The organism is Luteibacter sp., from assembly GCF_051958795.1.
Lineage (GTDB): Bacteria > Pseudomonadota > Gammaproteobacteria > Xanthomonadales > Rhodanobacteraceae > Luteibacter.
Map to the genome: position 1 here is coordinate 1 of NZ_JBQCFT010000001.1, position 22,405 is coordinate 22,405.

The following is a 22,405-nucleotide window of genomic DNA, read 5'->3' on the forward strand; positions in this document are numbered from 1 at the left end:
ACGAGGTTGCCCAGCTCAGGGTGCCGTGCGTGCACCTCGGCAAGCGCCGTCTGCAACGGGCCCGGGTCCGCGCTCGTTACGCCGATGCGCAGGGCCAGCAGCGGGCCAAGGCTGGCATCGATGTCCTGGTCGAGCGTGCGGATGACCCCGGAGGAGGCGCCGGCGATCTGCCGCTGGGCCGAGCCGAGCATGCGCCGGTAGGCATCGAACTGCATGTGGCCGACGATCGCGACCACGCCGACGGACAACGCGGCGGCGGCAAGCCAGAGCGCAAGACGGATCCGGCGCGCGCGCAGCCTGGTCGCTCCCTTGTCCAACGCCCCCGTCACGTCCGTCTCAGCCTCGCCCTTGCCCGTTGGAAAGGCTGCCGAAACGCAGCCCATGGCCTTTATCGGCGAGCCGGGCGTGTGCTTGAGACGGCATGCCTGAAACACGCCAATGCAATCCTGCGGATATTCGGCAGAAATATCCTTTCCCTACCCCCTTTTTTCACGCCCACTCAACACTATTTACCGAACGATCGAGTTCTAAAATTCGCTCCATAGAAACGTCCCACTATAAGGACCCGTTCCCCCATGCGCTCGTCCCGCGTCGTCCTTGGCGTCCTCGCCGCCCTGTCACTTTCCGCAACCGCCCTGCCCGCCGCCGCGGAGACCCATATCGAGGTCCAGGGTGGCCGCAGCTACATGGATAGCCACCCCACGAATGCCTTCTTCATCGAGTCGGTGTTCAATCCCTACCAGATCGGCGCCAGCCGCTTCACCTGGTCCCCCGATGTGTCGATCGGCTACATCAAGGGCCGCGATGTCGGCCGCTACGCCAATTCGAATCCCGGCGTGACCAACAACGTGTGGATCGGCGCCGCCGGTGCCCGCCTGCATTACGGCGTGGATGGCGACTGGTTCCACCCGTTCTTCTTCAGCTTCCAGGTGGCCGGTACGGCCGGTGGCCACACCCAGGCCCTGTCGTCGAGCTATCAGTTCGTCAGCACGCTGGGCTGGCAGTGGAAGAACATCAGCTTCCAGGTCCGGCACATCTCGAACGGCAGCTTCAAGGAGCCGAACCGCGGTGAGACGATGGCTTTGATTGGTCTTGGGTTTGATATCTGACCCGTGTAGGAGCCCACCCTGTGGGCGACATGTTTCGCGATGCCGCCCCAGACTCCGTGGCTTTTTCGCGAACGGCGTCGCCCACAGGGTGGGCTCCTACGAAAAGAAAAGGCCCGGCAGTTCATGCCGGGCCTTTTTCTTTTTGGCGGGGACTCAGTGCCCCGAAGCCGCCGGCCCCGCCTTCGCGGCAAACGGCGGCTTCGCCAGCCACACCACGAAGATCAGCGCCATGAACACGAAGCCGAGCAGGTAGAACACTTCGTTGAACGAGACCTGGTAGGCCTGCTGCGTGATCATCTGGTTCACCGAGGCCGCGGCGTAGGTGCTGTCGCCGTGGCCGATCTGGGTGAGCGCCGCCTGCGCGCCCTGGTTGTAGGGCGTGATGTTTTCCGCCAGGCGCTCGTGGTGGACGATCGCGCGGTGATCCCAAAGGAACGTGGTGAGCGAGGCCGCGAAGCTACCACCCAGCGTACGCAGGAACGTCGCCAGGCCCGAGCCCGCCGCGATCTCGTTCGGCTGCAGGTCCGAGAGCAGGATCGACAGCACCGGCATGAAGAACAACGCTACGCCGAGGCCCTGGATCAGCTGCACCATCGCCACGTGGTAGAAGTCCACCTCGAGGTAGAAGTCCGATCGCAGGAAGCACGTGGCACCCATCACGATGAACGCGCCGCTTGCCAGGATGCGCAGGTCGAACTTGTGCGCATACCGGCCCACGAACGGCGTGAGGATCACCGGCAGGATGCCGAGTGGTGCCGATGCGAAGCCCGCCCACGTGGAGGTGTAACCCACGTTGCGTTGCAGCCACTGCGGCACGAGCAGGCCGATGGCGAAGAACGCCGCGTAGGCCAGCACGAGACACAACGTGCCCATGCGGAAGTTCCGGTGCCGGAACAGCTTCAGGTTGACGATCGGATCCTTGTCGGTGAGCTCCCAGATCAGGAACACGGCCAGGCCGATCGCGGCGATGATCGCGGTGACGACGATGAACGGCGAGTTGAACCAGTCCTCGTCATTGCCCTTGTCGAGCACCACCTGCAGCGCGCCCACGCCGATGATCAGCGTGATCAGGCCCATGTAATCGACCTTGGGCTTCTCGGTGACCTCCGGGCGGCCCTTCATCTGGTTCGCGACCACCATGGACGCGAAGATGCCGATCGGCACGTTGATGAAGAAGATCCACGGCCAGGTGTAGTTGTCGGTGATCCAGCCGCCGAGGATCGGGCCCGCGATGGGCGCGACGACGGTGACCATCGCCAGCAACGCCAGCGCCATGCCGCGTTTCGCCGGTGGATAGATCGAGATCAGCAGCGACTGCGTGATCGGGTACATCGGGCCTGCGACCGCGCCCTGGATGGCGCGGAACAGGATGAGCATGCTCATGCTCTGCGCGATACCGCACAGGAACGAGGCCAGCGAGAACAGCAGCGTGGCCCACACGAACAGCTTGGTTTCGCCGAAGCGGCGGGTGAGGAAGCCGGTCAGCGGCAACGCGATGGCGTTGCTCACTGCGAACGACGTGATCACCCACGTGCTCTGGTTGGAACTGACGCCGAGGTTGCCCGCGATCGTCGGCAGCGACACGTTCGCAATGGTGGTATCAAGCACCTGCATGAACGTGGCGAGCGACAGACCGACCGTGGACAACGCCAGGTTCGGTGGCCGGAATGGCGTATTCATGGAGCGGGCTCCTTACTTCGGTGCCTTCTGCTGCTCGGCACCGTCGCCGGCCGACGCGTTCTCGTGGATGACGCGGGCGATGTCCTTGTCGGCATCGGCGAGCTGCTTGTCATACACGTTGGTCGAGAATTCCGGCTTGGTCGGTGCCTGCTGGGCGAGCAGCGGACCGTTCTGGTCATGCAGCGAGACGGTGACCTTGGTCGAAAGGCCAAGGCGCAGCGGCTTCTCATCGAGCTGCTTCGGCTCGGTGAACACGACGCGGACCGGCACGCGCTGGACGATCTTGATCCAGTTACCGGTAGCGTTCTGCGCCGGCAGGATCGAGAACGCACTGCCGCTGCCCACGCCGAGGCTGCGGATCTTGGCCTTGTAGACCGTGCCGCTGCCGTACACGTCGGCGGTGACGTCGACGGGCTGACCGATGCGCATGTGGGTGAGCTGCGTTTCCTTGAAGTTCGCGTCGATCCACACCTCGTGGAGCGGCACGACCGCCATCAGGGCGGCACCCGGCTGGACGCGCTGGCCGACCTGCACGCTGCGCTTGGCGACGTAGCCATCGGTCGGGGCGACGAGTGTGGAGCGCACGAAGTCGAGGTAGGCCGAGCGCAGCTTGGCGGCGGCGGCGCGCACATCCGGGTGCGAGGCGACGACGGTGTCATCGACCAGCACCTTGCTGCTGCTGTACGACTGCTTCGCCGAAGCGAGGCTGCTTTCGGCCGAGGTCAGCGTATCGAGGGCGTGCGAGAGTTCTTCGGCCGAGATGGCGCCGCTCTTCGCGAGGTCACGACGGCGGTTGTAATCCTGGCGCGCGCGATCCACGGCGGTCTGGCGCACCGAGACATCGGCCTGCGCCGAGGTCACGTTGTTGTACAGGCCGCGCACGCGGCGCACGGTGGTGGCGAGGTTGGCGCGCGCGCTTTCCAGGGCCACTTCGGCGTCGCTCGGGTCGAGCTTCACCAGCACGTCGCCCTGGTGGACGAGGTCGCCATCATCGGCGCCGATCGAGGTGACCGTACCGGCGATCTGCGGGGTGATCTGCACGACGTTACCGTTGACGTATGCATCGTCGGTATCTTCATACCAGCGGCCGTCCACGAAGTACCACACCGTCCATGCGATGGCGGCGAGGACGATGAGGAGGACGAGCAGCTTCAGGAAGAACCCACGACGGCTCTTCGGCGGTGGCGCCACGGTGGCGCCGGTCGGTGCGGTGGTTTCTTGTGACATGGTGTGTGCCTTGGAAAGTGTGTGTGTTCTTAGCGGGTGGCGTCGGCGACCGGCTGGTCGCCGGCTTCGGGGCGGAAGCCGCCACCAAGCGCCTGGATAAGCTGTACCGAGGTATCGACCTGTTCGGCGCGCAGCGACACGAGGCGCTGCGCGGCCTGGAGCAGCTGCTGGCGCACCACGAGCGATTCGAGGTAGCTGCCGACACCGGCCTTGTAGCGCTGCTGCGAGAGGTCGTACGCCTGCTGCGCGGCATCGTGCGCGCGCTGCTGGGCCTGCATTTGCGCGTTCAGCGCATCCAGGCCGGCGAGGTCATCGGCCACTTCGTTCACCGCGCCCACCAGGGTCTGGTTGTACTGCGCGACGGCCAGGTCGTACTGCGCATCCTTGCCGGCCAGGTTGGCGCGGCGGCGGCCGCCGTCGTAGATCGGCAGGCTGATCGCCGGCAGCACCTGCCAGAAGCGCGCGGCCGACGAGAACAGGTTGCTCGACCCACCCGCGACCTGCGCGGCGAGGACGCCGAGCGTGACGTTGGGCAGGAACTCCTTCTTCGCCGAATCGATGTCCTTCGAGGCGGCTTCGACGCGCCAGCGCGCGGCGACGAGATCGGCGCGGTGGCCGAGCAGGTCGGCGGGCACGTTGGCGGGCACCGCGACGGCGGACGGTGTGAGCGTGGTCGGGCGCTCGATCGCCAGGCCACGATCCGGGCCCTTGCCCAGCAGCATGGCGAGCTGGGTGCGCGAGGTATCGATCGCGCGCTGCGCCACGGCCATCTCGCGTTCGGCGGAGGCGACTTCCGTATCGGCCTGCTTCACCTGCATCTGGTTGTCGACGCCGGCGGCGACGCGCTGCTTCGTCAGGTCACGCGAGGTGCGGCTGCGGTCGAGTTCGGCCTTCGCGACATCCATCTGGTCGAAGGCGTAGCCGAGCTGCACGTAGGCACGGGCGACGTTGGTGGAAATCTCGATGCGCGCGGCGCGGGCATCGACTTCCGCCGCGCGCTGCGATCCCACGGCTGCTTCGAACGCATCGCGCTTGCCGCCCCACAGGTCGAGATCCCAGTTGAAGTTGCCGTAGCCGTACTTCGTCCAGCTGAAGTGGCCGAGCTCGTTGCCGACCAGGCCCTGCGGCAGGTGCGCGCCGGCGACGCCGCCACCCACGTTGAAGGTGGGATCGCGGTTCGCGTCGGCGCTGCCGGCCTGGGCCTGGGCCTGGCGCACGCGGGCATCCGCGATGGCGAGGTTCGGGCTGTCCTTCAGGGCTTCGTCGATCAGCGCGGAAAGGCGGGCATCGCCCAGCCCCGTCCACCAGTCAGCGGCCGGCCACGCCGACGGGCTGGCGTCGCCGCGGCCGAGGCTCTGCTCGGCGTGGAGGGTGGCCGGGTCGGTCAGGTGGCCCTGCGTTTCCAGTCCGCGGCTGGTGACACAGCCGGAAAGGACGAAGGCGGCACCGATGGCCGCCACGAGAGTGTGCAGACGCATGCGTTTTGCCTCAGGTTTTTTAGATCAGTTCTTGTCGCGCAGCACGCAAAGCACGCGCTGCAGGTAATCGAGTAGCTGGCTTCGCTCTTCCGGCGACAGATCCTTCTGCGCGCGCTCGAGCGTGGCGACATTGCTTTCGTGCAGGTGGCGCCACAGCGCGTGGCCCGCCTCGGTGAGCTCGATGCGCAGCGCGCGGCGGTCCTGCTCGTGCGGCTGGCGACGCAGGTAGCCCTTGGCTTCCAGCTGGTCCAGCTGGCGGGTCATGGCACCGCCATCCAGGTCCACGGCGCGCGCCAGCTCGGTGGCCGTCATCGGGCCCAGGTTGGCGAGGCGCTTGAGCACGTGGAACTGGGTGAACTTGAGGTCCGCTCCCAGCGCGGCGAGGTCGGCCTCGATAGCCCGCACGATTTCGCCGCGGACCATGCCGATGAGGGCGCCGAGGCTATCGCGGCCATCCGGGGAAGCGCACAGGTTCGTATTCATGGACGCAGATTCTATTGCCTGACGTTTAATTGTCAAGGCAAATATACCTGTGTCATATATTCTCGGCTTGGCGTTTCTACTCCTCGTCGTCCAGGAGGGCTGCCAGGGCGGGGTTGCGGACGGCGAACAGATCGAACACGCCGAGCGCCCGGAGGGTCGGCAGCTGGGCCAGGAGACGTGGCTCCAGGCGGCGCCGCAGCTCTTCCGGCGTGGTCGGATCGAGCATCGAATGGGCGCAGGCGACGAAGGTGACGAGGGCTTCGCCTGCGGCGCTGTCCTCGTGGAGTTCGGAAAAGTCGGTGGTGACGAGGCGGATCATGGGGGGCCTCCGGCGTCGGTGTCCCCTGCACGGGCTGTCGGCGGATGCCGCGCGCGGGACAATTACTTGGGGATGCAAATGTTATACATGGACCCTATCGGCCTGATATCGTTATCGGGCCAATTAGTGTCGAGATCCGGCCAAAATGGAAAAAGAATCGTTCCACGAGGTGTTTGATCGGGCCGATGGCCCGCCCTTGCTCGCCTATGCGATGGAGCGCGACTCCGCGCTGCACGAGATCGACTGGCACCAGCACGTGCGCGGCCAGTTTTTCTATGTAGAGCAAGGCCTTATCGTCACCCGCACCGATCGCGGCACCTACCTCCTGCCACCCCATCGCGCGGGCTGGATGCCACCCGGCCTCCTGCACACCGTGAGCATCTCGGGCCCCAGCCGGGCGTGGGGTGTGTTCGTCTCGCCCGAGGCATCGAGGGGCCTGCCCGACCACGCCTGCGTGGTCGGCGTCGACGACGTGTTCCGTGCGGTGGTGAAGCGCGCGGCGACCTGGACGCCGGATGGCGCCCGATCGCCGGAGCAGGAGCGCTTGCTCGCCGTGCTGCTGGATGAAATCCGCCATGCCCCGGTGGAACGCATGCACCTGCCGATGCCCAGCGACCGGCGGTTGCGCCGGGTGGCCATGGCGATGGTCGAACATCCCGAAGACACCCGCAGCATCGAGGACTGGGCGAACTGGGCGGGGCTGTCGGTGCGCACCCTCACCCGGCTGTTCCGCGAGGAAACCCAGTGCAGCGTTGCGCAGTGGCGGCAGACCGCACGGCTGACGCGCGCGCTGGAACGCCTGGCCGAGGGTGAAACGGTGGCGACCATCGCCGATTCACTCGGCTACGCCACGCCGAGCGCGTTCGTGGCGATGTTCCGCAAGGCGTTCGGCGATACGCCGGGGCGCTACCTGTCGCGCCAGGCGGCCGCGGTTTAAAGCGCGGGCTTGCACATCCACAGGCCCTCGAAGGTGTAGGGCTCGCCGCTGTCGCGCGCGACGACGTCGACGGCCACGCGGCCATAGGTCCAGCCGTCGTGCTGGCCGGTCTCGCCGATATCGCGGCAACCGCCGCCACGTTCGTAGTTTCCGGTTTCCGCATTGGTCATTTCCGCTTCGTCGCGCGTGCATTCGGCGAGCGCCTCCTCGTGCGACGGAAAGCGATGGTTGCCGAATACGTAACGCTCATCGGTGCACGCCGTGGCGGCAAAGGCAGGCGCGGCGCAGGCGCTGAGAAGAAGGGCGGTGAAACGGCGCATGATCGGGCTCCGGGGGACACTGGGCCAACGAGCCTGCGGTTCCCGGGGAGCGAATGGAATCAGACTATTCTGAGAAATCTGGCCAATCTCGGCACGTGTGACCGCCCTCACGGATCTTGCGCACGATGCCGTGCCGTAGGAGCCCACCCTGTGGGCGACATCTTCCGCGGCGTCCCTACAAGGTGTGTGGCTTTTTCGCGAACGGCGTCGCCCACAGGGTGGGCTCCTACGAGGCGGGGAAGCGGTAGCCCACGCCTGGCTCGGTCTTCAGCCAGCGCGGGGTGGTCGCGTCATCGCCTAGCTTCTGGCGCAGCTTGCCCATCACGATGCGCAGGTAGTGCGTGTCCTGCACGTGGGTGGGGCCCCAGATATCGCGCAGGATCTGCTGCTGGCTGACGACGCGGCCGGGATGGCGCACGAGCATGGCGAGCACTGTGAACTCCTTGCGCGTGAGCGCCACGGGGGCGCCATCGAGGAAGACCTCGCGGCGCGGCAGGTCGACCACGAGCGCACCATCGTCGTAACGCACGGGCGCTTCCGGCTGGCCGGCCTTCGCGCTCTGCCGTAACAGCACGCGCAGGCGCGCCATCAGCTCCTGGATGCCGAACGGCTTGGTCACGTAGTCGTTGGCGCCGGTATCCAGCGCCTTCACCTTTTCGGTTTCCGCGTCACGGACCGAGAGCATCACCACCGGTACCTGGCTCCACGTGCGCAGTTCGCGCAGCACGTCATGGCCTTCCATGTCGGGCAGGCCGATATCCAGCACGACGATATCGGGCGATTGCGTCGCGGCCAGCCCCAGGCCTTCCGCACCCGTCGCAGCAAGCACCACCTGGTAGCCCTCCGCGCGCAGGCCGATATCCAGGAAGCGCCGGATCTGCGCTTCGTCATCGATCACCAGGACACGCGGGGCGGCGGGGTTCATGCGGTTTCTTCAGGGGGTGGCGGCAGCGGAAGCGAAACCCGGATGGTCGTGCCTGGACCGGCGTGGGGCAAGGCCTCCACGCTGCCGCCGTGCGCGCCGACCATGCCGCGACAGATCGCCAGCCCCAGGCCCGTGCCCTGTTTGCCGCGGTCACCGCGCGATACCGAATAGAACATATCGAAGATCCGTGAGCGCTCTTCTTCGGGAATGCCCGGGCCGCGATCGGCAACGTCGACCAACAGCCGGCCCGCTTCGGTGCGCACGATGACGCGTACCGGTTCACCCGGCGGGGAGAAGCGGGCTGCGTTTTCGAGGATGTTGAACAAGGCCTGCTCGATCAGCGCGGGATGCACATGCAGCAGCACGGTGTCGTGCGGGAGGTGCACGTCGACGCGCGTATCGGGGAACAGCTTGCGCAGGCGCGACACAGCCGCCGCGACGATCTCGCCGGCGTCCACCCAATCGCGGTTGAGCTTGAGCGTGCCGTGGCCCAGCCGGGTCATGTCGAGGAGGTTCTGGATATAGCGGTCGAGGCGCTGGCCTTCGCCGAGGATGGCTTGCAGCAGTTCGTGGCGTTCTTCCGCCGGCAGCTGCGCTTCGTAGCTCAGCAACGTGCCCGCGGAACCGATCATGGAGGCGAGCGGCGAACGCAGGTCGTGCGAGACCGATGAGAGCAGCGCGCTACGCAGGCGCTCCGTCTCCCCCTGGACGCGGGCGCTCTCCAGTTCCACGGCGAGGCGGGCGCGCTCAAGGGCGAGGGCGATATCTTCGGCCATAGCGAGGGCAAGGCCGCGGCGGTCGGCATCGGGCTCGCGCGCATTCAACGGGAAGCGCAACGCGGCGACCCCAGCGCGGCGCTGCTCCGTGCCGAGCGGCAACATCCAGCAGGACGCGCCGTTGAGCGTATCGGTGTAGCGGCCGGCGGGTTCGGCGTGTGCCTCGCACCAGTCGGCGGCGGCACGATCCTGGGTCGACAGCGCGAACGCATCGGGCATGGAGGCGGCGACCTGCAGATCCGCCCCGGCATCGCGGGCGAGCATGGCCACTTCAACATCGAGCGCACGGGCGAGGGCACGCGCGCCGGCGGTGCGGATGCTTTCCGCGTCGGCGCTCGTAGCGAGTTGCTGGCCCAGCGCGACAAGCGCGCGGCCGCGGACCTGCGCCGCACGCAGCGATTGCACCTGGCCCGCCAGGCGCGTCGCCAGCCGGCTGCACACCAGGGCGGCGACGAGGAACAGCGTCACGGCCAGCACGTCATCGGCATTCGCGATCGCCAGCGTGTAGCGCGGCGGTGCGAAGAAGAAGTTGTAGCCGAAGAAGCAGAGGATGGCCGTATACACCGCGACCGCCATGCGCGTGCGCGCAGCGACGATCAGCACAGCCGTGAGGAAGATCAGCGAGAGGTTGGCGACCGAGAGATAACGGTCAGCAACGAACGACAGCGCCATGGCGATCGCCGTCGCGGCCGTGGCGAACGCGTACTCCCTGCGCGTGCCGACATCGCCGATGCGCAGGCGATGGCGCGCGCGGGCCCGCTCGGCGGGCGTGGCGACGATGGTGAGCTCGAGGTGCGCCCCCCGCCGAAGCAACTGCTGGGTCAGCGAAAAACCCAGGCGGCGCGCGATCGGCCGCTCGCGCGTGCGGCCGACGACGATCTGGCCGACGCCTTCGCGGTCGGCCCACGCGAGCAGTTCATCAGCCACGCCGTGCCCGCGCAGGATCACCGGTTCACCACCCAGGCGGCGGGCAAGCCGCATGGCGGCATCGACACGCGCGCGGCGCTCGCCATCCACGCTACCGGTATCGACGAACAACACGCTCCATGGGCCGCCGCGACGCTCGGCGATCCGGCGGGTCATGCGGACGAGGTATTCGCTCTGCGCGTGGCCGTCGATCGCCGCCATGGTCCGCCGGCGCACCGGCATCGCGCCGCCGCGGGCCAGCATGTGCTCGCGCAGGTCGCTGTCCACGTGGTGCGCGACCGTCTCCACGGCGAGTTCGCGCAACGCGGCCAGGTTGGTCGGCGAGAAGAACGCGTCCAGCGCCACGGCCGCCGTTTCCGGCACGTAGACCTTGCCTTGCTTCAGCCGCGTGATCAGCTCGCGCGGCGGCAGGTCGATCAGCACGATATCGCGGGCGCGGTCGAGGAACGCATCCGGCACCGTTTCCCGCACGGCGACGTTCGTGATGCGGCGCACCTGGTCGTTGAGGCTTTCGAGGTGCTGCACGTTCAGCGCCGTGTACACCTCGATGCCGGCGTCGAGCAGGTCGGCGATGTCCTGCCAGCGGCGGGCGTGGCGACCGCCGGGGAGGTTCGTGTGCGGGAGTTCGTCGACGACCAGCACGGCGGGCTTCCGCGCGAGCGCCGCCTCGAGGTCGAACTCCTGGAAGTCGCGCCCGGCGTACGCCACCGTGCGCGTCGGCAGCACCTCCATGCCCTCGAGCAAGGCCGTCGTCTCCGCGCGGCCATGGGTTTCCACGAAGCCGACCACGACATCCACGCCCTGCCGGCGCAGGTCGCGCGCGGCCGAGAGCATGGCGTAGGTCTTGCCCACGCCCGGCGCCGCGCCAAGGAAGATCTTCAGGCGCTGTCCACCCTCGCCGTTGACGGCATTGAGCAGGGCATCGGCACGCGCATCGCGGGAGTCGGTCATGGGGCGAACGATACAGGGTGGGGGATGCGGAATGCGCAGAGGGCCGGTGTAGGAGCCCACCCTGTGGGCGACGCCGTTCGCAGAGGCGCCGCAGGACCTGCAGCGTTATCGCGAAAGATGTCGCCCACAGGGTGGGCTCCTACGGGACGCGCGGTTACCGCGAGGCCTGGTCCAGCGCCAGGTTCAACGCCAGCACGTTCACCCGCGGCTCGCCCAGGACGCCAAGCTGCCGCCCCTTCGTATTCGCCGCGACCAGCTCACGCACCTTTCCCGCGTCCATGTGCCGCGCGCTGGCAACGCGCCCCACCTGGTACTCCGCGGCTGCGGGGCTGATCTCCGGGTCGAGGCCGCTGCCGGAGGCCGTGACCAGGTCGACCGGGACCGGCGCGGTGTTGGTCGGATCCGCCGCGTGCAGCGTGGCGATGCGCTGCTTCGCCGCCTCGGTGAGCGCCGGGTTCGACGGGCCCTGGTTGGAACCGCTGGAGGCACCGGCGTTGTATGGATCCGGCGTCGTCGCCGACGGACGGCCCCAGAAGTAGCCGGGTGCGGTGAAGGTCTGGCCGATCAGCGACGAGCCGATCACCTTCCCGTCCTTCTCGATCAGGCTCCCCGCTGCCTGGTGCGGGAACAGCAGGTGGCCGATGCCACCGACGACGACCGGATACGCGATGCCGGTCACGGCGGTCAGCAGGAGAAGCAGGACAAGCGCATTGCGCAGCAGGGTACCCATGGCCGCGTTCCTCAGTAGTGCCAGATGGCGTCGACGAGCGCGGTGAGCTGGTAACCCTTGTTACCTTTGTCGTACGCGTCGACATCGTACGAACGCTCGTAGCGGATCTCGGGGCGGATCTCGAGATCCGGACTGACCCAATGCGTCATACCCAGGGTATGCGAGGTATATCGCGTGGCGTAGCCGGTGCGCTGGCCCTTCTGGTCGTTGTACCACTCGTTGCGGAACGAGAACATGTTCTTCGCATCGAGCGCCACGTTGATGTAATTCACGACGCCATACTCGCCGGCCTTGCCAGGCAAGGGCGAAGACGCGACCACGCCTGGCTCGCCACCCGGACCGAAGCCAGGGATGTTCCGCCCGTACATGTAATAGGCCTCGGTGAGGATGTGCACGTTCTCAGTGAAACGATGGCCCCACGTGGTGACGTACATCTGCACATTATTGTAGTTGTAGTCCGAGTTGTTGAAGCTGTTCACGCACGGGTACAGCATGTCGTTGTTGTCGGCGGAAACCCAACGAACACAGGCCTGCAGGGTCGGCCGCGAACTGTGGTTCCACAGCGCCGTGTCGTTGCCCCCGTTGATACCCACCTGCAGCGTCCACTGCTGGTTGAGTCGGGTCGTCGTCATCACACCCATCTGGGTGTACGGGTCCACGGTGTACAGCACCGAGTGCGTGACGAGGTAATTGTTGGGCGAGAACTGTGCTTCGATGTCCGGCAGGGAAAGATAACGGCCGACACGAACCACCATGCCTTCGGCCACCCAGGGGATATACAGTTCCCCGTAGAACAGCATGGGATCGTACCCATACGTCTTGCCGTTCAGCGCCTCGCCCGCACGCGGATTGTTCAGCAGCTGGTTGCTCAGCACGCCCTTCATCGTCGTGTAGTGGTAGTCGTATCCATACAGGTTATCCAGATGGAAGCCCCAATCGAGATGGTCCGTCTGCACCGTATCCGGCAAGCGCTCGATGCGCAGCAGCGCCTGGTTGAACTCGACACGGTTGGGCCGCGTGGCGTACGAGAGCGGATAGTTGGAATGCGCCGAGCTGCTGGCGTTGACGGACGGATTGAGCCAGCCGTATACCTCGATGCGATGGCTCTTCATCCACTGGCCAAGAGCGTTGCAGGCCAACGCGCGCTCCAGCGGATACTGTGAATTCAGATTGGGCACGCCGATGGGGTAGGCCACGCCACCGAGCTGCCATTCCGCCGAGGGGAACGGGAGCGACGGGAACGGCGACGGCATGGCACGGCGTGCCGGCGCCTCAGCGTTGGGGTCGGCTGGCTGGGCGTCTTCGCGGTACGCCGCGGCGAAACGGCTGGTGAAGCCCTGTGAGCAGTCATCGCTGCTGGCGGCGAGCGCCTGGGAGACCGGGGCAACCGCGAGCAGGGCGGCAAGGTAGGCATAGCGAGTGGTGCGCATCGTGAACCGTCCCTCTCGGGACGCCTTGTGTGAGTGTGTGTGGGGAGCGGTGGATCAGATACCGGCGTAGCCGCCGAGAGCGTAGTCATCGGCAATCGCATCGCGCGTGCCGGTCGTGCTGGCCACCACGCGCGGTTTGAGCGGCGTGACCGCGGCGCCGGTCGTTGCAGTAGCCGTGTCGGGCGCCACCAGGCGCACTTCCATGTCGATGTCGCCGGGATCGTCGATAAGCACGGTGAGTTTCACGGTATGCATGGGGGAACCTCGGTTCAGGCCAGTCCGCAAAGGACCAGCAACATGTCGATGAGCTTGATGCCGATGAACGGGACCACGACGCCGCCCAGGCCATACACCAAGAGGTTGCGGCGAAGCAGGGCGGCGGCGCCGAGCGCGCGGTACGCGACGCCTTTGAGCGCGAGCGGGATGAGGAAGATGATGATCAGCGCGTTGAAGATCACCGCGGAAAGGATCGCGCTCTGCGGCGTGGCCAGGTGCATGACGTTCAGCGCGTTCAACGCCGGGTAGGTGCTGGCGAACGCCGCGGGGATGATCGCGAAGTACTTGGCGATGTCGTTGGAGATCGAGAACGTGGTGAGCGCACCGCGCGTGATCAGCATCTGCTTGCCGATCGCCACGACCTCGATCAGCTTGGTCGGGTTCGAGTCCAGGTCCACCATGTTGCCGGCTTCCTTGGCCGCCTGGGTGCCGCTGTTCATCGCCACGGCGACGTCGGCTTGTGCGAGTGCCGGCGCATCGTTGGTGCCATCGCCGCACATCGCGACCAGCCGGTTCTCCGCCTGCATGTCGCGGATGTACTTCAGCTTGGCTTCCGGCGTGGCTTCGGCAAGGAAATCGTCCACGCCCGCTTCGGCGGCAATGGCCGCGGCGGTGAGCGGGTTGTCGCCGGTGATCATCACGGTGCGGATGCCCATGCGGCGCATCTCGGCGAAGCGCTCCTTGATGCCGTCCTTCACAATGTCCTTGAGCTCGACCACGCCGAGGGTCAGCGCGCCATCGACCACGATCAGCGGCGTGGCGCCGCGGCGGGCCACATCTTCCGCCATGCGCTTCACCATCGGCGGCATGTGGCTGTCCTGGCTGTCGAGGTAGCGCTCGACCGCGTCGATCGCGCCCTTGCGGATGTGGCGGGTGCCGGTGTCCACGCCGCTCATGCGGGTCTGCGCGGTGAAGGGCACGAACTCGGCGCGGGCTTCCTCGCGGCGGGAGCGGCCGGCGATGCTGAACTTCGACTCGGCCAGCGCGACGATGCTGCGGCCTTCCGGCGTTTCGTCGGCACGCGATGCCAGGTCGGCCGCTTCCGCCAGCTCGCGCTCCTCGATGCCCGGCGCCGGGTGGAACGCGACGGCCTGGCGATTGCCCAGCGTGATCGTGCCGGTCTTGTCCAGAAGCAGCACGTCGACGTCGCCCGCGGCTTCCACCGCACGGCCCGACGTAGCGATGACGTTGGCGCGGATCATCCGGTCCATGCCGGCGATGCCGATTGCCGAGAGCAGGGCGCCGATCGTGGTCGGGATCAGGCAGACCAGCAGGGCGACCAGCACCGTCAGGGTGATCGGGTTGCCCGCGCCGGCCGCTTCGACGCTGTAGATCGAATACGGCAGCAGCGTGGAGCACGCGAGCAGGAAGATCAGGGTGAACTTCGCCAGCAGGATGGTCAGCGCGATTTCGTTGGGCGTCTTGCGCCGCGAAGCGCCTTCCACCATCGCGATCATGCGGTCGAGGAAGCTTTCGCCAGGATTGCTGGTGATGCGCACCACGAGCCAGTCGGAAAGTACGCGGGTGCCGCCGGTGACGGCGCTGCGGTCGCCACCCGCCTCACGGATCACCGGCGCTGATTCACCGGTGATCGCGCTCTCGTCGACGCTGGCGGCGCCGAGCACGATCTCGCCATCGCCCGGCAGGATATCGCCGGCCTCGACCAGAACGTGGTGGCCCGTGCGCAGTTCGCTCGAGGGCGTGAAGATGATCTGTGCGTCGCGCTGCGGCGCGGTGAGCTTCTTCGCCGCGACGTCACGGCGCGAGCCCCGCAGGGCGTCGGCCTGGGCCTTGCCGCGGCCTTCGGCTAGCGCTTCCGCAAAGTTGGCGAAGACCAGGGTGAACCAGAGCCACAGGCACACCTGGAAGATAAAGCCCGTGGGCGCCTCGCCGTGGCCGAACAGCGCCTGCACCCAGAGCAGGGTGGTCAGCACGCTGCAGACAAACACGACGAACATCACCGGGTTACGGAACTGCAAGCGAGGGTTGAGCTTGGTGAACGCGTCACGCAGGGCGCGTGCCACCAGCGCGCGATCAAAACCGCGCGGGGTATGGGCATGGGAAGTCATGGATCAGTGCCCCGTGGCGGCGGTGAGGTGCTCGACGATCGGCCCCAGGGCCAATGCGGGGAGGAAGGTGAGTGCGCCGACGACAATGACGACGCAGGCCAGCAGCGTGACGAACAGCGGCGTATGCGTCGGCAGGGTGCCGGCCGAGGGTGGTACGTGGCGCTTCGCGGCGAGCGAGCCGGCCATGGCGAGCATGGCGATGGCGAGCGGGAAGCGGGCCAGGAACATGCAGATGCCGAGCAGGACGTTCCAGAACGGCGTGTTCGCGGAGAGACCGGCGAACGCACTGCCGTTGTTGTTCGCTGCCGAGGTCACCGCGTACAGCATTTCGCTGAAGCCATGCGCGCCGGGGTTGGCGACACCCTCCTTACCCGCCGGCGACATCACCGCGATGGCGGTGCCGATGACCACCAGGGCGCAGGGGATCAGCACGGCCAGGCTGGCCATCTTCATCTCGTGCGCTTCGATTTTCTTGCCGAGGTATTCAGGCGTGCGGCCAACCATCAGCCCCGCGATGAACACCGCGACCACGGCGAAAGCGAGCATGCCGTACAGGCCCGAGCCGACCCCGCCGAAGATCACTTCACCCAGCTGCATCAGCCACATGGGCACCAGGCCGCCCAGCGGGGTGAGCGAATCGTGCATCGCGTTCACTGCGCCGCACGAGGCGGCGGTCGTGATCGCGGCGAACAGGCCGGACGAGACGATACCGAAGCGGGTTTCCTTCCCTTCCATGTTGCCACCGCTCTGCATGGCCGAGGCCTGTGCATCGACGGCGAGCCCATGCAGGGCGGGATTACCCGCCTGCTCGGCGGCCACCAGGCCGACGGTGAGCGGCACGAAAATGAGCAGCATGGTCGCAAGGATCGCCCAACCCTGGCGGCGGTCACCGACCATGCTGCCGAACGTGTAGCAAAGGGCCGCCGGGATGAGGAAGATCGACAGCATTTCCACGAAGTTGGAGAACGGCGTCGGGTTCTCGAACGGGTGCGCGGAGTTGGCATTGAAGAAGCCGCCGCCGTTGGTGCCGAGCATCTTGATCGCCTCCTGCGAGGCCACGGGGCCCAGCGGGATCTGCTGCGCGCCGTGCTGGAGCGTCGCGGCGTCGACGTAAGGAGAGAAACTCTGCACGACGCCCTGCGAGATCAACAGCAGCGCGATCACGATAGAGAAAGGCACCAGCACGTAGAGCGTGGTGCGGGTCATGTCGACCCAGAAGTTACCCACGGCGCGGGCACCGCGCCGGGTAAAGCCACGCACCACGGCGACGAGCACTGCGATGCCGGTAGCCGCCGAGAGGAAGTTCTGCACGGCCAGGCCCAGCATCTGGGTCAGGTAGCTCATGGCCGATTCGCCGGCGTAGCCCTGCCAGTTGGTGTTGCTGGCGAAGCTGATCGCGGTATTCATCGCCGAATCGGGCGTAATGGCGCCAAGGTGCTGCGGGTTCAGCGGCAACCACTGCTGCGTGCGCTGGAGCAGGTAGACGACGAGCAGGCCGGCCACGTTAAAGACCAGCATGGCCAGCGCGTAGCGCTTCCAGCCCATGTCTTCATCGGCGCGGATGCCGGCCAGGCGGTAGAGCACGCGCTCGGCGCGGGCACCGAAGCGGGTCACGCGGTTGGGTGCGTCGGCGAAGACAAGGGCCATGTACTGGCCCACGGGTTTCACCAGCGCCAGCAAGACCGCAAGGAACAGACCGATCTGGAAGAAGTCGTTCGCGGTCATTCGAACCACTCCGGCTTCAGCAGGGCGACGCACAGGTAGCCGCAGAGGGCCAGCGCGATCACGGCGGCCAGGATATGGATAAGCGACATGGCGGCTCCCTTACCGGCGACCCAGGCGGTCGCAGATCATCAGGAAGCCGATCGTCACCGCCGTGAGCACGACGATGAGAAGGACGTACAGGAATTCCACGGGAGCGTTCCGTCATGAAAGGACGGTGGGTATTTTTTGCTCTCGTGGATATTTACGGTGTAAGGGGGTGCGCGGGGTGCGTAACGTCTGCGTAAATTTTTCCGCGCGCCGTAGGAGCCCACCCTGTGGGCGACGCCGTTCGCGGGAAAGCCACGGGGCCTGCGGCGGCGTCGCGAAAGATGTCGCCCACAGGGTGGGCTCCTACGGCTGGAGCGTTACTGTCCGAGCTTGTCGTGGAACAGCTCGTCGATGCGGCGGTATTCGTCGTGCCAGGAGTCGGGGTGGACGAAGCCGTGGCGCTCCATCGGGTACAGCGACATCCAGAAGTTCTTCTTGTGCAGCTCGATGAAGCGCTGGTACAGGCGGATCGAATCGCTGGCCAGCACGTTATCGTCGATCAGGCCGTGCTCGATCAGCAGCGCATCCTGCAGCTTGTCGGCGTACTGGATCGGCGAGCTGGTGGCATACGCCTCGGGGTCGAGCTGCGGGTCGTTGAGGATGGCGGCGGTGTACTCGTGGTTGTACGAGGTCCAGTCCGTGACGGGGCGCAGTGCCGCACCGGCGGCGAACTCACCCGGCGCGCGCAGCAGCGCCATCAGGGTCATGAAGCCGCCATAGCTGCCACCGTAGATACCCACGCGCTTCGGGTCCACGCCCTGGTTCTTCACCAGCCACGCCTTGCCGTCGAGCAGGTCTTCCAGCTCCGGATGGCCCATGTTGCGGTAGATGGCGGTGCGCCAGTCGCGGCCGTAGCCCTTTGACGCCCGGTAATCCATGTCGAGCACCACGTAGCCGCGCTGCACCAGCAGGTTGTGGAACATCTGCTCGCGGAAGTACGAGGGGTAGGAGAGGTGGACGTTCTGCAGGTAGCCCGCGCCATGCACGAAGATGACCGCGGGGCGCGATGCCGCCTGCGCGGCATCGGCAGGGCCGTAGAACTTCGCGTAGACGACGCCGGCACCGTGGGTCGAAGGCACCTGCACGATCTTCGGCGCGATCCACGGATGCGCCGCGAAGCCGGGTTTCACCGTGTTGGTGAGTTCGCGCGGTGAGCCGCCATCGACGCTAATCGTCGAAAGCTGCGACGGGACGTACGGCGACGAGTGCAGGACCGCGAGCTGGCGGTCATCCGGCGAAAGCGCGAAGTCATCCAGGCTCTCGTAATTCGTCACGCGGGCAAGCGCGCCCCCGCCCACGGCGACCTTGTAGACGTCGTAGCTGTACGGCGCCACCTGGTTGCTGCGGACGTAGAAGGTCTTGCCGTCCGCGCTGAGCACCGGGTGGTCCACTTCGAAACGGCCCGAGGTGAGCGCGCTGGCCTTGCCGCCCGGTGCGCGGGTGTAGAGATGCGAGTAGCCCGTCTCCTCGCTCAGGTACCACAGCGTGCGGCCGTCACGCAGCCAGCCGAAATCGTTGTTGTCCCAGTTGATCCAGGCCTTGTCGCTCAGGCGGTGCTGGCTGACGAGCGCGTGGTGGTCGAAGTCGACCGTGGCGATCCAGCGGTCCTTGCTGTCCACCGAGGTCAGCTGCACGGCGACGGCGTGCCCGTCGTCGCTCCAGACGATGCCCGGGCTGTATTCGGCGTTGACGATGACCGGGCGCGTCTTCGGGGCGGCCAGCGCGTCGGCGCGGTCGTCCTTGCCCTCCTTGCGCAGCGCCGCCACGGTCTTCGCGCGGATCGCGGCCAGCGGATCGTCGTGGATGCCGGGGAGGCTGGCGGTATCGAGGTTGTAGACCGCGTGGCCGCGCAGGTCGATCAGCTTCAGCGCCTGCGGCACCGGATCGTTGCGGCCGACATAGGAGCGCGTGGACTCCGCCTCGGCATAACCGGAGTCGGTCACGTAATGGGTCAGGTCGGCGATCTTGCCGGCGTCGGCGTCCTTCGCCTTCGTCACCACCAGCATGTAGCGGCCATCCGGCGACAGCGAGGTATCGACGATGGCGACATCCTTGCCGAGGTAGAACGCCTGCGGCGCATGGCCGGGATCGGCCGCGGCCAGCGCATCGGCGTCCGCCTTGAGCGCCTTCTCGTCCGCCTTCAGGCCGCGCAGGGTCGAGAACAGCGCTTGCTGCTGATCCTGCAGGTCGGAGCTCTTCTCGTTTTTCGGATCGTCCTTCGCCTCGACCACGGCGGCCTGCCAGGCGGGGCCACCCGAGGTCGCATAGGCGAACCAGTCATCGCCCGCGCGCCAGGTGAGCAGGCGGCCATCGGCGGAGAAACGCGGCGAGGTCTCGGATTTGGCCGAACGCGTGACCTGCACCGTCGAGCCGTTACCAAGGTCGCGCAGGAACACATCCCCGTGGCGGATGAACGCGGCGTGGCGGTGCTCGCGATCGAAGACCAGCTTCGTACCGTCGGCGGCCGCGACGGCGGCGGGATCCAGCTTCACCCCGGCGCCACCGGCGGCCGGCACGCGGTACAGGTCGCGCACCGGGCTGCCATCGCGCTTCAGCGAGTAATAGACCTGGCTGCCGTCCATGCTCCAGTAGGGGTCCTCCACCGCCTGCCCGATCCAGTCCGGGTCGGCCATGATCGTCTCCATGTCCAGCGCCGGCGGCGGCGCGGCGAGGGCCGGCGTGGCGGCAAGGGCGGCGAGGAGGGCGGTAGCGAGCGTGCGCATGGGTGAATCCGGCAGCGACAAATGCGGCGAGGATAACCGCTGCCGCTACCCAACTGGCGGCAGGGGTGCCAGGCGTCATGGGTTTGCTACGCTCGGGCGATCCCGCCCACGAGGTTGCCCCATGCGTCCCATCGTTCCCCGCCTGCTCGCCCTGAGCCTGGCCGCCGCCTTCTCCGCCCATGCCGCGACCAACCCGCCGCCCACGCCGAAGCACGAAGTCAGCGACACCCTGGGTGGCCAGCCGCGGCCGGATGCGTACCGCTGGCTCGAGAACCCGGATGGCGAAGGCGTCGCCCAGTGGATCGAGGCGCAGAACGCGTACACCGAAGCCACGATCGGCAAGGCGCCGCTCGGCAAGGAACTGAGCGCGCGCATCCGCGAACTGGCGATCACCTCGACCACGCGCTCCTCGCCCGAACTGGCTGGCGGCACCCTGTTCTATTTCGAGAACACCCCGCCGCAGCCGCAGCCGGTGCTCGTGGCCAAGGCCTGGCCGGACGGCCCGGTGCGCACCCTGGTCGACCTCAACAAGGGCGACGGCAACACCGCCATCACCGAGTACTGGCCCTCGCCGAGCGGCCGTTACCTGGCCTACGGCACCGCGGAAGGCGGCAGCGAGCTCACCACGATCCACATCCTCGATACCCAGACCGGCAAGGCCCTGCCCGATAGCCTGGCCTGGGCAGGTGGCGGCACCACGCCGCAGGCGCTGGCATGGGATGCGGACGAGAAGGGCATGACCTACGCCCGCTTCGATGCGCCCGCCAAGGGCAAGGAGCTGCGCGAGTTCGACGCATACCTGGCCCACCACGTGATCGGGAACGGCCAGGACAAGGACACCGTCGTGTTCGGCAAGGGCTACTCGCCGATCGCCGAATACATCCTGCTGGAAGGCGAGGGCGGCAAGGCCACGGCCCTCCTCGCTAACGAAGGCGATGGCGGTCCGGCGGAAGTGTTCCTGCGCCAGGGCAACGGTGCCTTCAAGAAGGTGCTGGGCCACGAGGCCGACGTGCGCTCGGCGCACTGGGTCGGCGATCGCCTCTATGTCGTGACCTTTGCCGGCGCGCCGCGCGGCAAGGTGATCGCGTTCGACGCAAGCGGCAAGCAGAGCGATGTGCTGGCCCAGGGCGACGGCGCGATCCAGCGCGTGACCCCGATCGGAAACGGCTTCATCGTCGTGCGCAGCGCCGGTCCGGACTGGTGGGCCGACCAGTACGACAGCAAGGCAGGCTTCGTCCGCCGCCTGCCGCTGCCGGCCACCGGCATCACCATCGGCGGCATCGCCGCTGAAAAGGGCCAGGACAAGGCGCTGATCACGTATGGCGGCTGGACGACGCCCACGCACTGGGCCGAGTACGACGGCACCAGCGGCTCGCTGAAGACGGTGTTCGAAGTGAAGCCGGCCGCCGACTACTCGAAGGTGCACGTCACCCGCATCGATGGCACCTCGAAGGACGGCACGAAGATCCCCGTCACCGTGATCTCGATGGACGGCATCACGCCGAACGGCAAGCGCCCGACCATCCTGTACAGCTACGGCGGTTTCGATATCCCGGTGACGCCGTCCTTCATCGGCCCGAACCTGGCGTGGCTGGAGCGTGGCGGCGTGCTCGCCTACGCGAACATCCGCGGTGGCAACGAATACGGCGAGCAGTGGCACGAGCAGGGCCAGGGCACGCGCAAGCAGAACGTGTTCGATGATTTCTACGCCGCGTCGCAGGCGCTCGTCGATACGAAGTGGACCGACACGAAGCACCTCGGCATCCTCGGCGGCAGCAATGGCGGCCTGCTGATGGGCGCATCGCTCACCCAGCATCCGGAGCAGTTCCGCGCCGTGGTCGCGATGGTCGGCATCTACGACATCGCCCGCCACGAAACCGCCTTCGCCAATGGCCCGTACAACCGCAGCGAATACGGCTCGGTGAAGGATCCGGAGATCGCGAAGGCCATGCGCGCCTACGGCCCGCTGTACAACGTGAAGAAGGGCACGGCCTATCCGTCGGTCCTGTTCACCACCGGCGCCAACGATCCGCGCGTTGCCCCGTGGCAGTCGCGCAAGTTCGCCGCCGCCCTGCAGGATGCATCGAGCTCGGGTAACCCGATCCTGCTGCTCACCCGGATGAACGCGGGCCACGGCATCGGCGCGCCCTTCAGCCAGCGCGTCGGTAACGCCGCACTGTCGATGACCTTCTTCGCGAACGAGCTTGGGCTCGGCGAGTAACGCGAACGTCCG

19 protein-coding genes are annotated in these 22,405 nt (G+C 67.0%); 3 read left to right on the plus strand and 16 right to left on the minus strand.

Going from position 1 to position 22,405, the window contains the following annotated elements; all coding sequences use genetic code 11:
* Nucleotides 1-329: hypothetical protein (locus ACTHLF_RS00005; protein WP_440323690.1), on the minus strand; the 329-nt coding region annotated here is incomplete at its 3' end.
* 246 nt (nucleotides 330-575) lie between these two features.
* Here ACTHLF_RS00005 and ACTHLF_RS00010 point away from each other — a divergent pair.
* Nucleotides 576-1,109, plus strand: coding sequence for an acyloxyacyl hydrolase (locus ACTHLF_RS00010; protein WP_440323692.1), 534 nt, complete (start codon nucleotides 576-578; stop codon nucleotides 1,107-1,109).
* 153 nt (nucleotides 1,110-1,262) lie between these two features.
* On the opposite strand, the gene ACTHLF_RS00015 is transcribed toward ACTHLF_RS00010, so the two are convergent.
* The 5 genes from ACTHLF_RS00015 to ACTHLF_RS00035 all read right to left on the minus strand — a co-directional run bounded on the left by ACTHLF_RS00015 (nucleotide 1,263) and on the right by ACTHLF_RS00035 (nucleotide 6,296).
* A complete protein-coding gene (locus tag ACTHLF_RS00015) occupies nucleotides 1,263-2,789 on the minus strand; it encodes a DHA2 family efflux MFS transporter permease subunit (protein ID WP_440323694.1) in 1,527 nt (508 codons plus the stop codon).
* A 12-nt stretch (nucleotides 2,790-2,801) separates the two neighbouring features.
* Nucleotides 2,802-4,016 carry an efflux RND transporter periplasmic adaptor subunit gene (locus tag ACTHLF_RS00020; protein ID WP_440323696.1) on the minus strand — a complete coding sequence of 405 codons (1,215 nt, stop codon included), beginning with the start codon at nucleotides 4,014-4,016 and terminating at the stop codon, nucleotides 2,802-2,804.
* Nucleotides 4,017-4,045: 29 nt separating this feature from the next.
* Nucleotides 4,046-5,494 carry an efflux transporter outer membrane subunit gene (locus ACTHLF_RS00025; RefSeq protein WP_440323698.1) on the minus strand — a complete coding sequence of 483 codons (1,449 nt, stop codon included), beginning with the start codon at nucleotides 5,492-5,494 and terminating at the stop codon, nucleotides 4,046-4,048.
* Nucleotides 5,495-5,518: 24 nt separating this feature from the next.
* Complete coding sequence (locus tag ACTHLF_RS00030) at nucleotides 5,519-5,977, minus strand: MarR family winged helix-turn-helix transcriptional regulator (RefSeq protein ID WP_440323700.1); 459 nt, start codon at nucleotides 5,975-5,977, stop codon at nucleotides 5,519-5,521.
* 76 nt (nucleotides 5,978-6,053) lie between these two features.
* Complete coding sequence (locus tag ACTHLF_RS00035; RefSeq protein ID WP_440323702.1) at nucleotides 6,054-6,296, minus strand: hypothetical protein; 243 nt, start codon at nucleotides 6,294-6,296, stop codon at nucleotides 6,054-6,056.
* Nucleotides 6,297-6,441: 145 nt separating this feature from the next.
* On the opposite strand from ACTHLF_RS00035, the gene ACTHLF_RS00040 reads away from it, so the two are divergent.
* A complete protein-coding gene (locus tag ACTHLF_RS00040; RefSeq protein ID WP_440323704.1) occupies nucleotides 6,442-7,233 on the plus strand; it encodes an AraC family transcriptional regulator in 792 nt (263 codons plus the stop codon).
* On the opposite strand, the gene ACTHLF_RS00045 is transcribed toward ACTHLF_RS00040, so the two are convergent.
* The 10 genes from ACTHLF_RS00045 to ACTHLF_RS00090 all read right to left on the minus strand — a co-directional run bounded on the left by ACTHLF_RS00045 (nucleotide 7,230) and on the right by ACTHLF_RS00090 (nucleotide 20,172).
* Nucleotides 7,230-7,553, minus strand: a complete 324-nt coding sequence (locus ACTHLF_RS00045) for a hypothetical protein (protein WP_440323706.1) — start codon at nucleotides 7,551-7,553, stop codon at nucleotides 7,230-7,232. The two genes, ACTHLF_RS00040 and ACTHLF_RS00045, sit on opposite strands and share 4 nt — an antisense overlap.
* A 226-nt stretch (nucleotides 7,554-7,779) precedes the next feature.
* Complete coding sequence (locus ACTHLF_RS00050) at nucleotides 7,780-8,478, minus strand: response regulator (RefSeq protein ID WP_440323708.1); 699 nt, start codon at nucleotides 8,476-8,478, stop codon at nucleotides 7,780-7,782.
* Nucleotides 8,475-11,132, minus strand: a complete 2,658-nt coding sequence (locus tag ACTHLF_RS00055; RefSeq protein ID WP_440323710.1) for an ATP-binding protein — start codon at nucleotides 11,130-11,132, stop codon at nucleotides 8,475-8,477. The genes ACTHLF_RS00050 and ACTHLF_RS00055 overlap by 4 nt, the downstream gene beginning before the upstream one ends.
* A gap of 154 nt (nucleotides 11,133-11,286) precedes the next feature.
* Complete coding sequence (gene kdpC, locus ACTHLF_RS00060) at nucleotides 11,287-11,862, minus strand: potassium-transporting ATPase subunit KdpC (protein WP_440323712.1); 576 nt, start codon at nucleotides 11,860-11,862, stop codon at nucleotides 11,287-11,289.
* A gap of 11 nt (nucleotides 11,863-11,873) precedes the next feature.
* Nucleotides 11,874-13,292, minus strand: coding sequence for an outer membrane beta-barrel protein (locus ACTHLF_RS00065; RefSeq protein WP_440323714.1), 1,419 nt, complete (start codon nucleotides 13,290-13,292; stop codon nucleotides 11,874-11,876).
* A 54-nt stretch (nucleotides 13,293-13,346) separates the two neighbouring features.
* Nucleotides 13,347-13,547, minus strand: coding sequence for a hypothetical protein (locus tag ACTHLF_RS00070; protein ID WP_440323716.1), 201 nt, complete (start codon nucleotides 13,545-13,547; stop codon nucleotides 13,347-13,349).
* 14 nt (nucleotides 13,548-13,561) lie between these two features.
* Nucleotides 13,562-15,637 carry a potassium-transporting ATPase subunit KdpB gene (kdpB, locus tag ACTHLF_RS00075; protein ID WP_440323718.1) on the minus strand — a complete coding sequence of 692 codons (2,076 nt, stop codon included), beginning with the start codon at nucleotides 15,635-15,637 and terminating at the stop codon, nucleotides 13,562-13,564.
* Nucleotides 15,638-15,640: 3 nt separating this feature from the next.
* Nucleotides 15,641-17,362: a potassium-transporting ATPase subunit KdpA gene (gene kdpA, locus ACTHLF_RS00080; RefSeq protein ID WP_440323720.1), complete on the minus strand. Its 1,722-nt coding sequence runs from the start codon at nucleotides 17,360-17,362 to the stop codon at nucleotides 15,641-15,643.
* Entirely contained in the window at nucleotides 17,359-17,451 is a 93-nt protein-coding gene (gene kdpF, locus ACTHLF_RS00085) for a K(+)-transporting ATPase subunit F (protein ID WP_440323722.1), read from the minus strand. The genes kdpA and kdpF overlap by 4 nt, the downstream gene beginning before the upstream one ends.
* A 315-nt stretch (nucleotides 17,452-17,766) precedes the next feature.
* The gene (locus tag ACTHLF_RS00090) at nucleotides 17,767-20,172 is read right to left on the minus strand and encodes a prolyl oligopeptidase family serine peptidase (protein ID WP_440323724.1); all 2,406 of its coding nucleotides are present in this window, start codon (nucleotides 20,170-20,172) and stop codon (nucleotides 17,767-17,769) included.
* Between the two features lie 121 nt (nucleotides 20,173-20,293).
* Between ACTHLF_RS00090 and ACTHLF_RS00095 the strand changes: the two genes are divergently transcribed.
* Entirely contained in the window at nucleotides 20,294-22,393 is a 2,100-nt protein-coding gene (locus tag ACTHLF_RS00095; RefSeq protein ID WP_440323726.1) for a prolyl oligopeptidase family serine peptidase, read from the plus strand.
* Nucleotides 22,394-22,405: the final 12 nt, after the last annotated feature.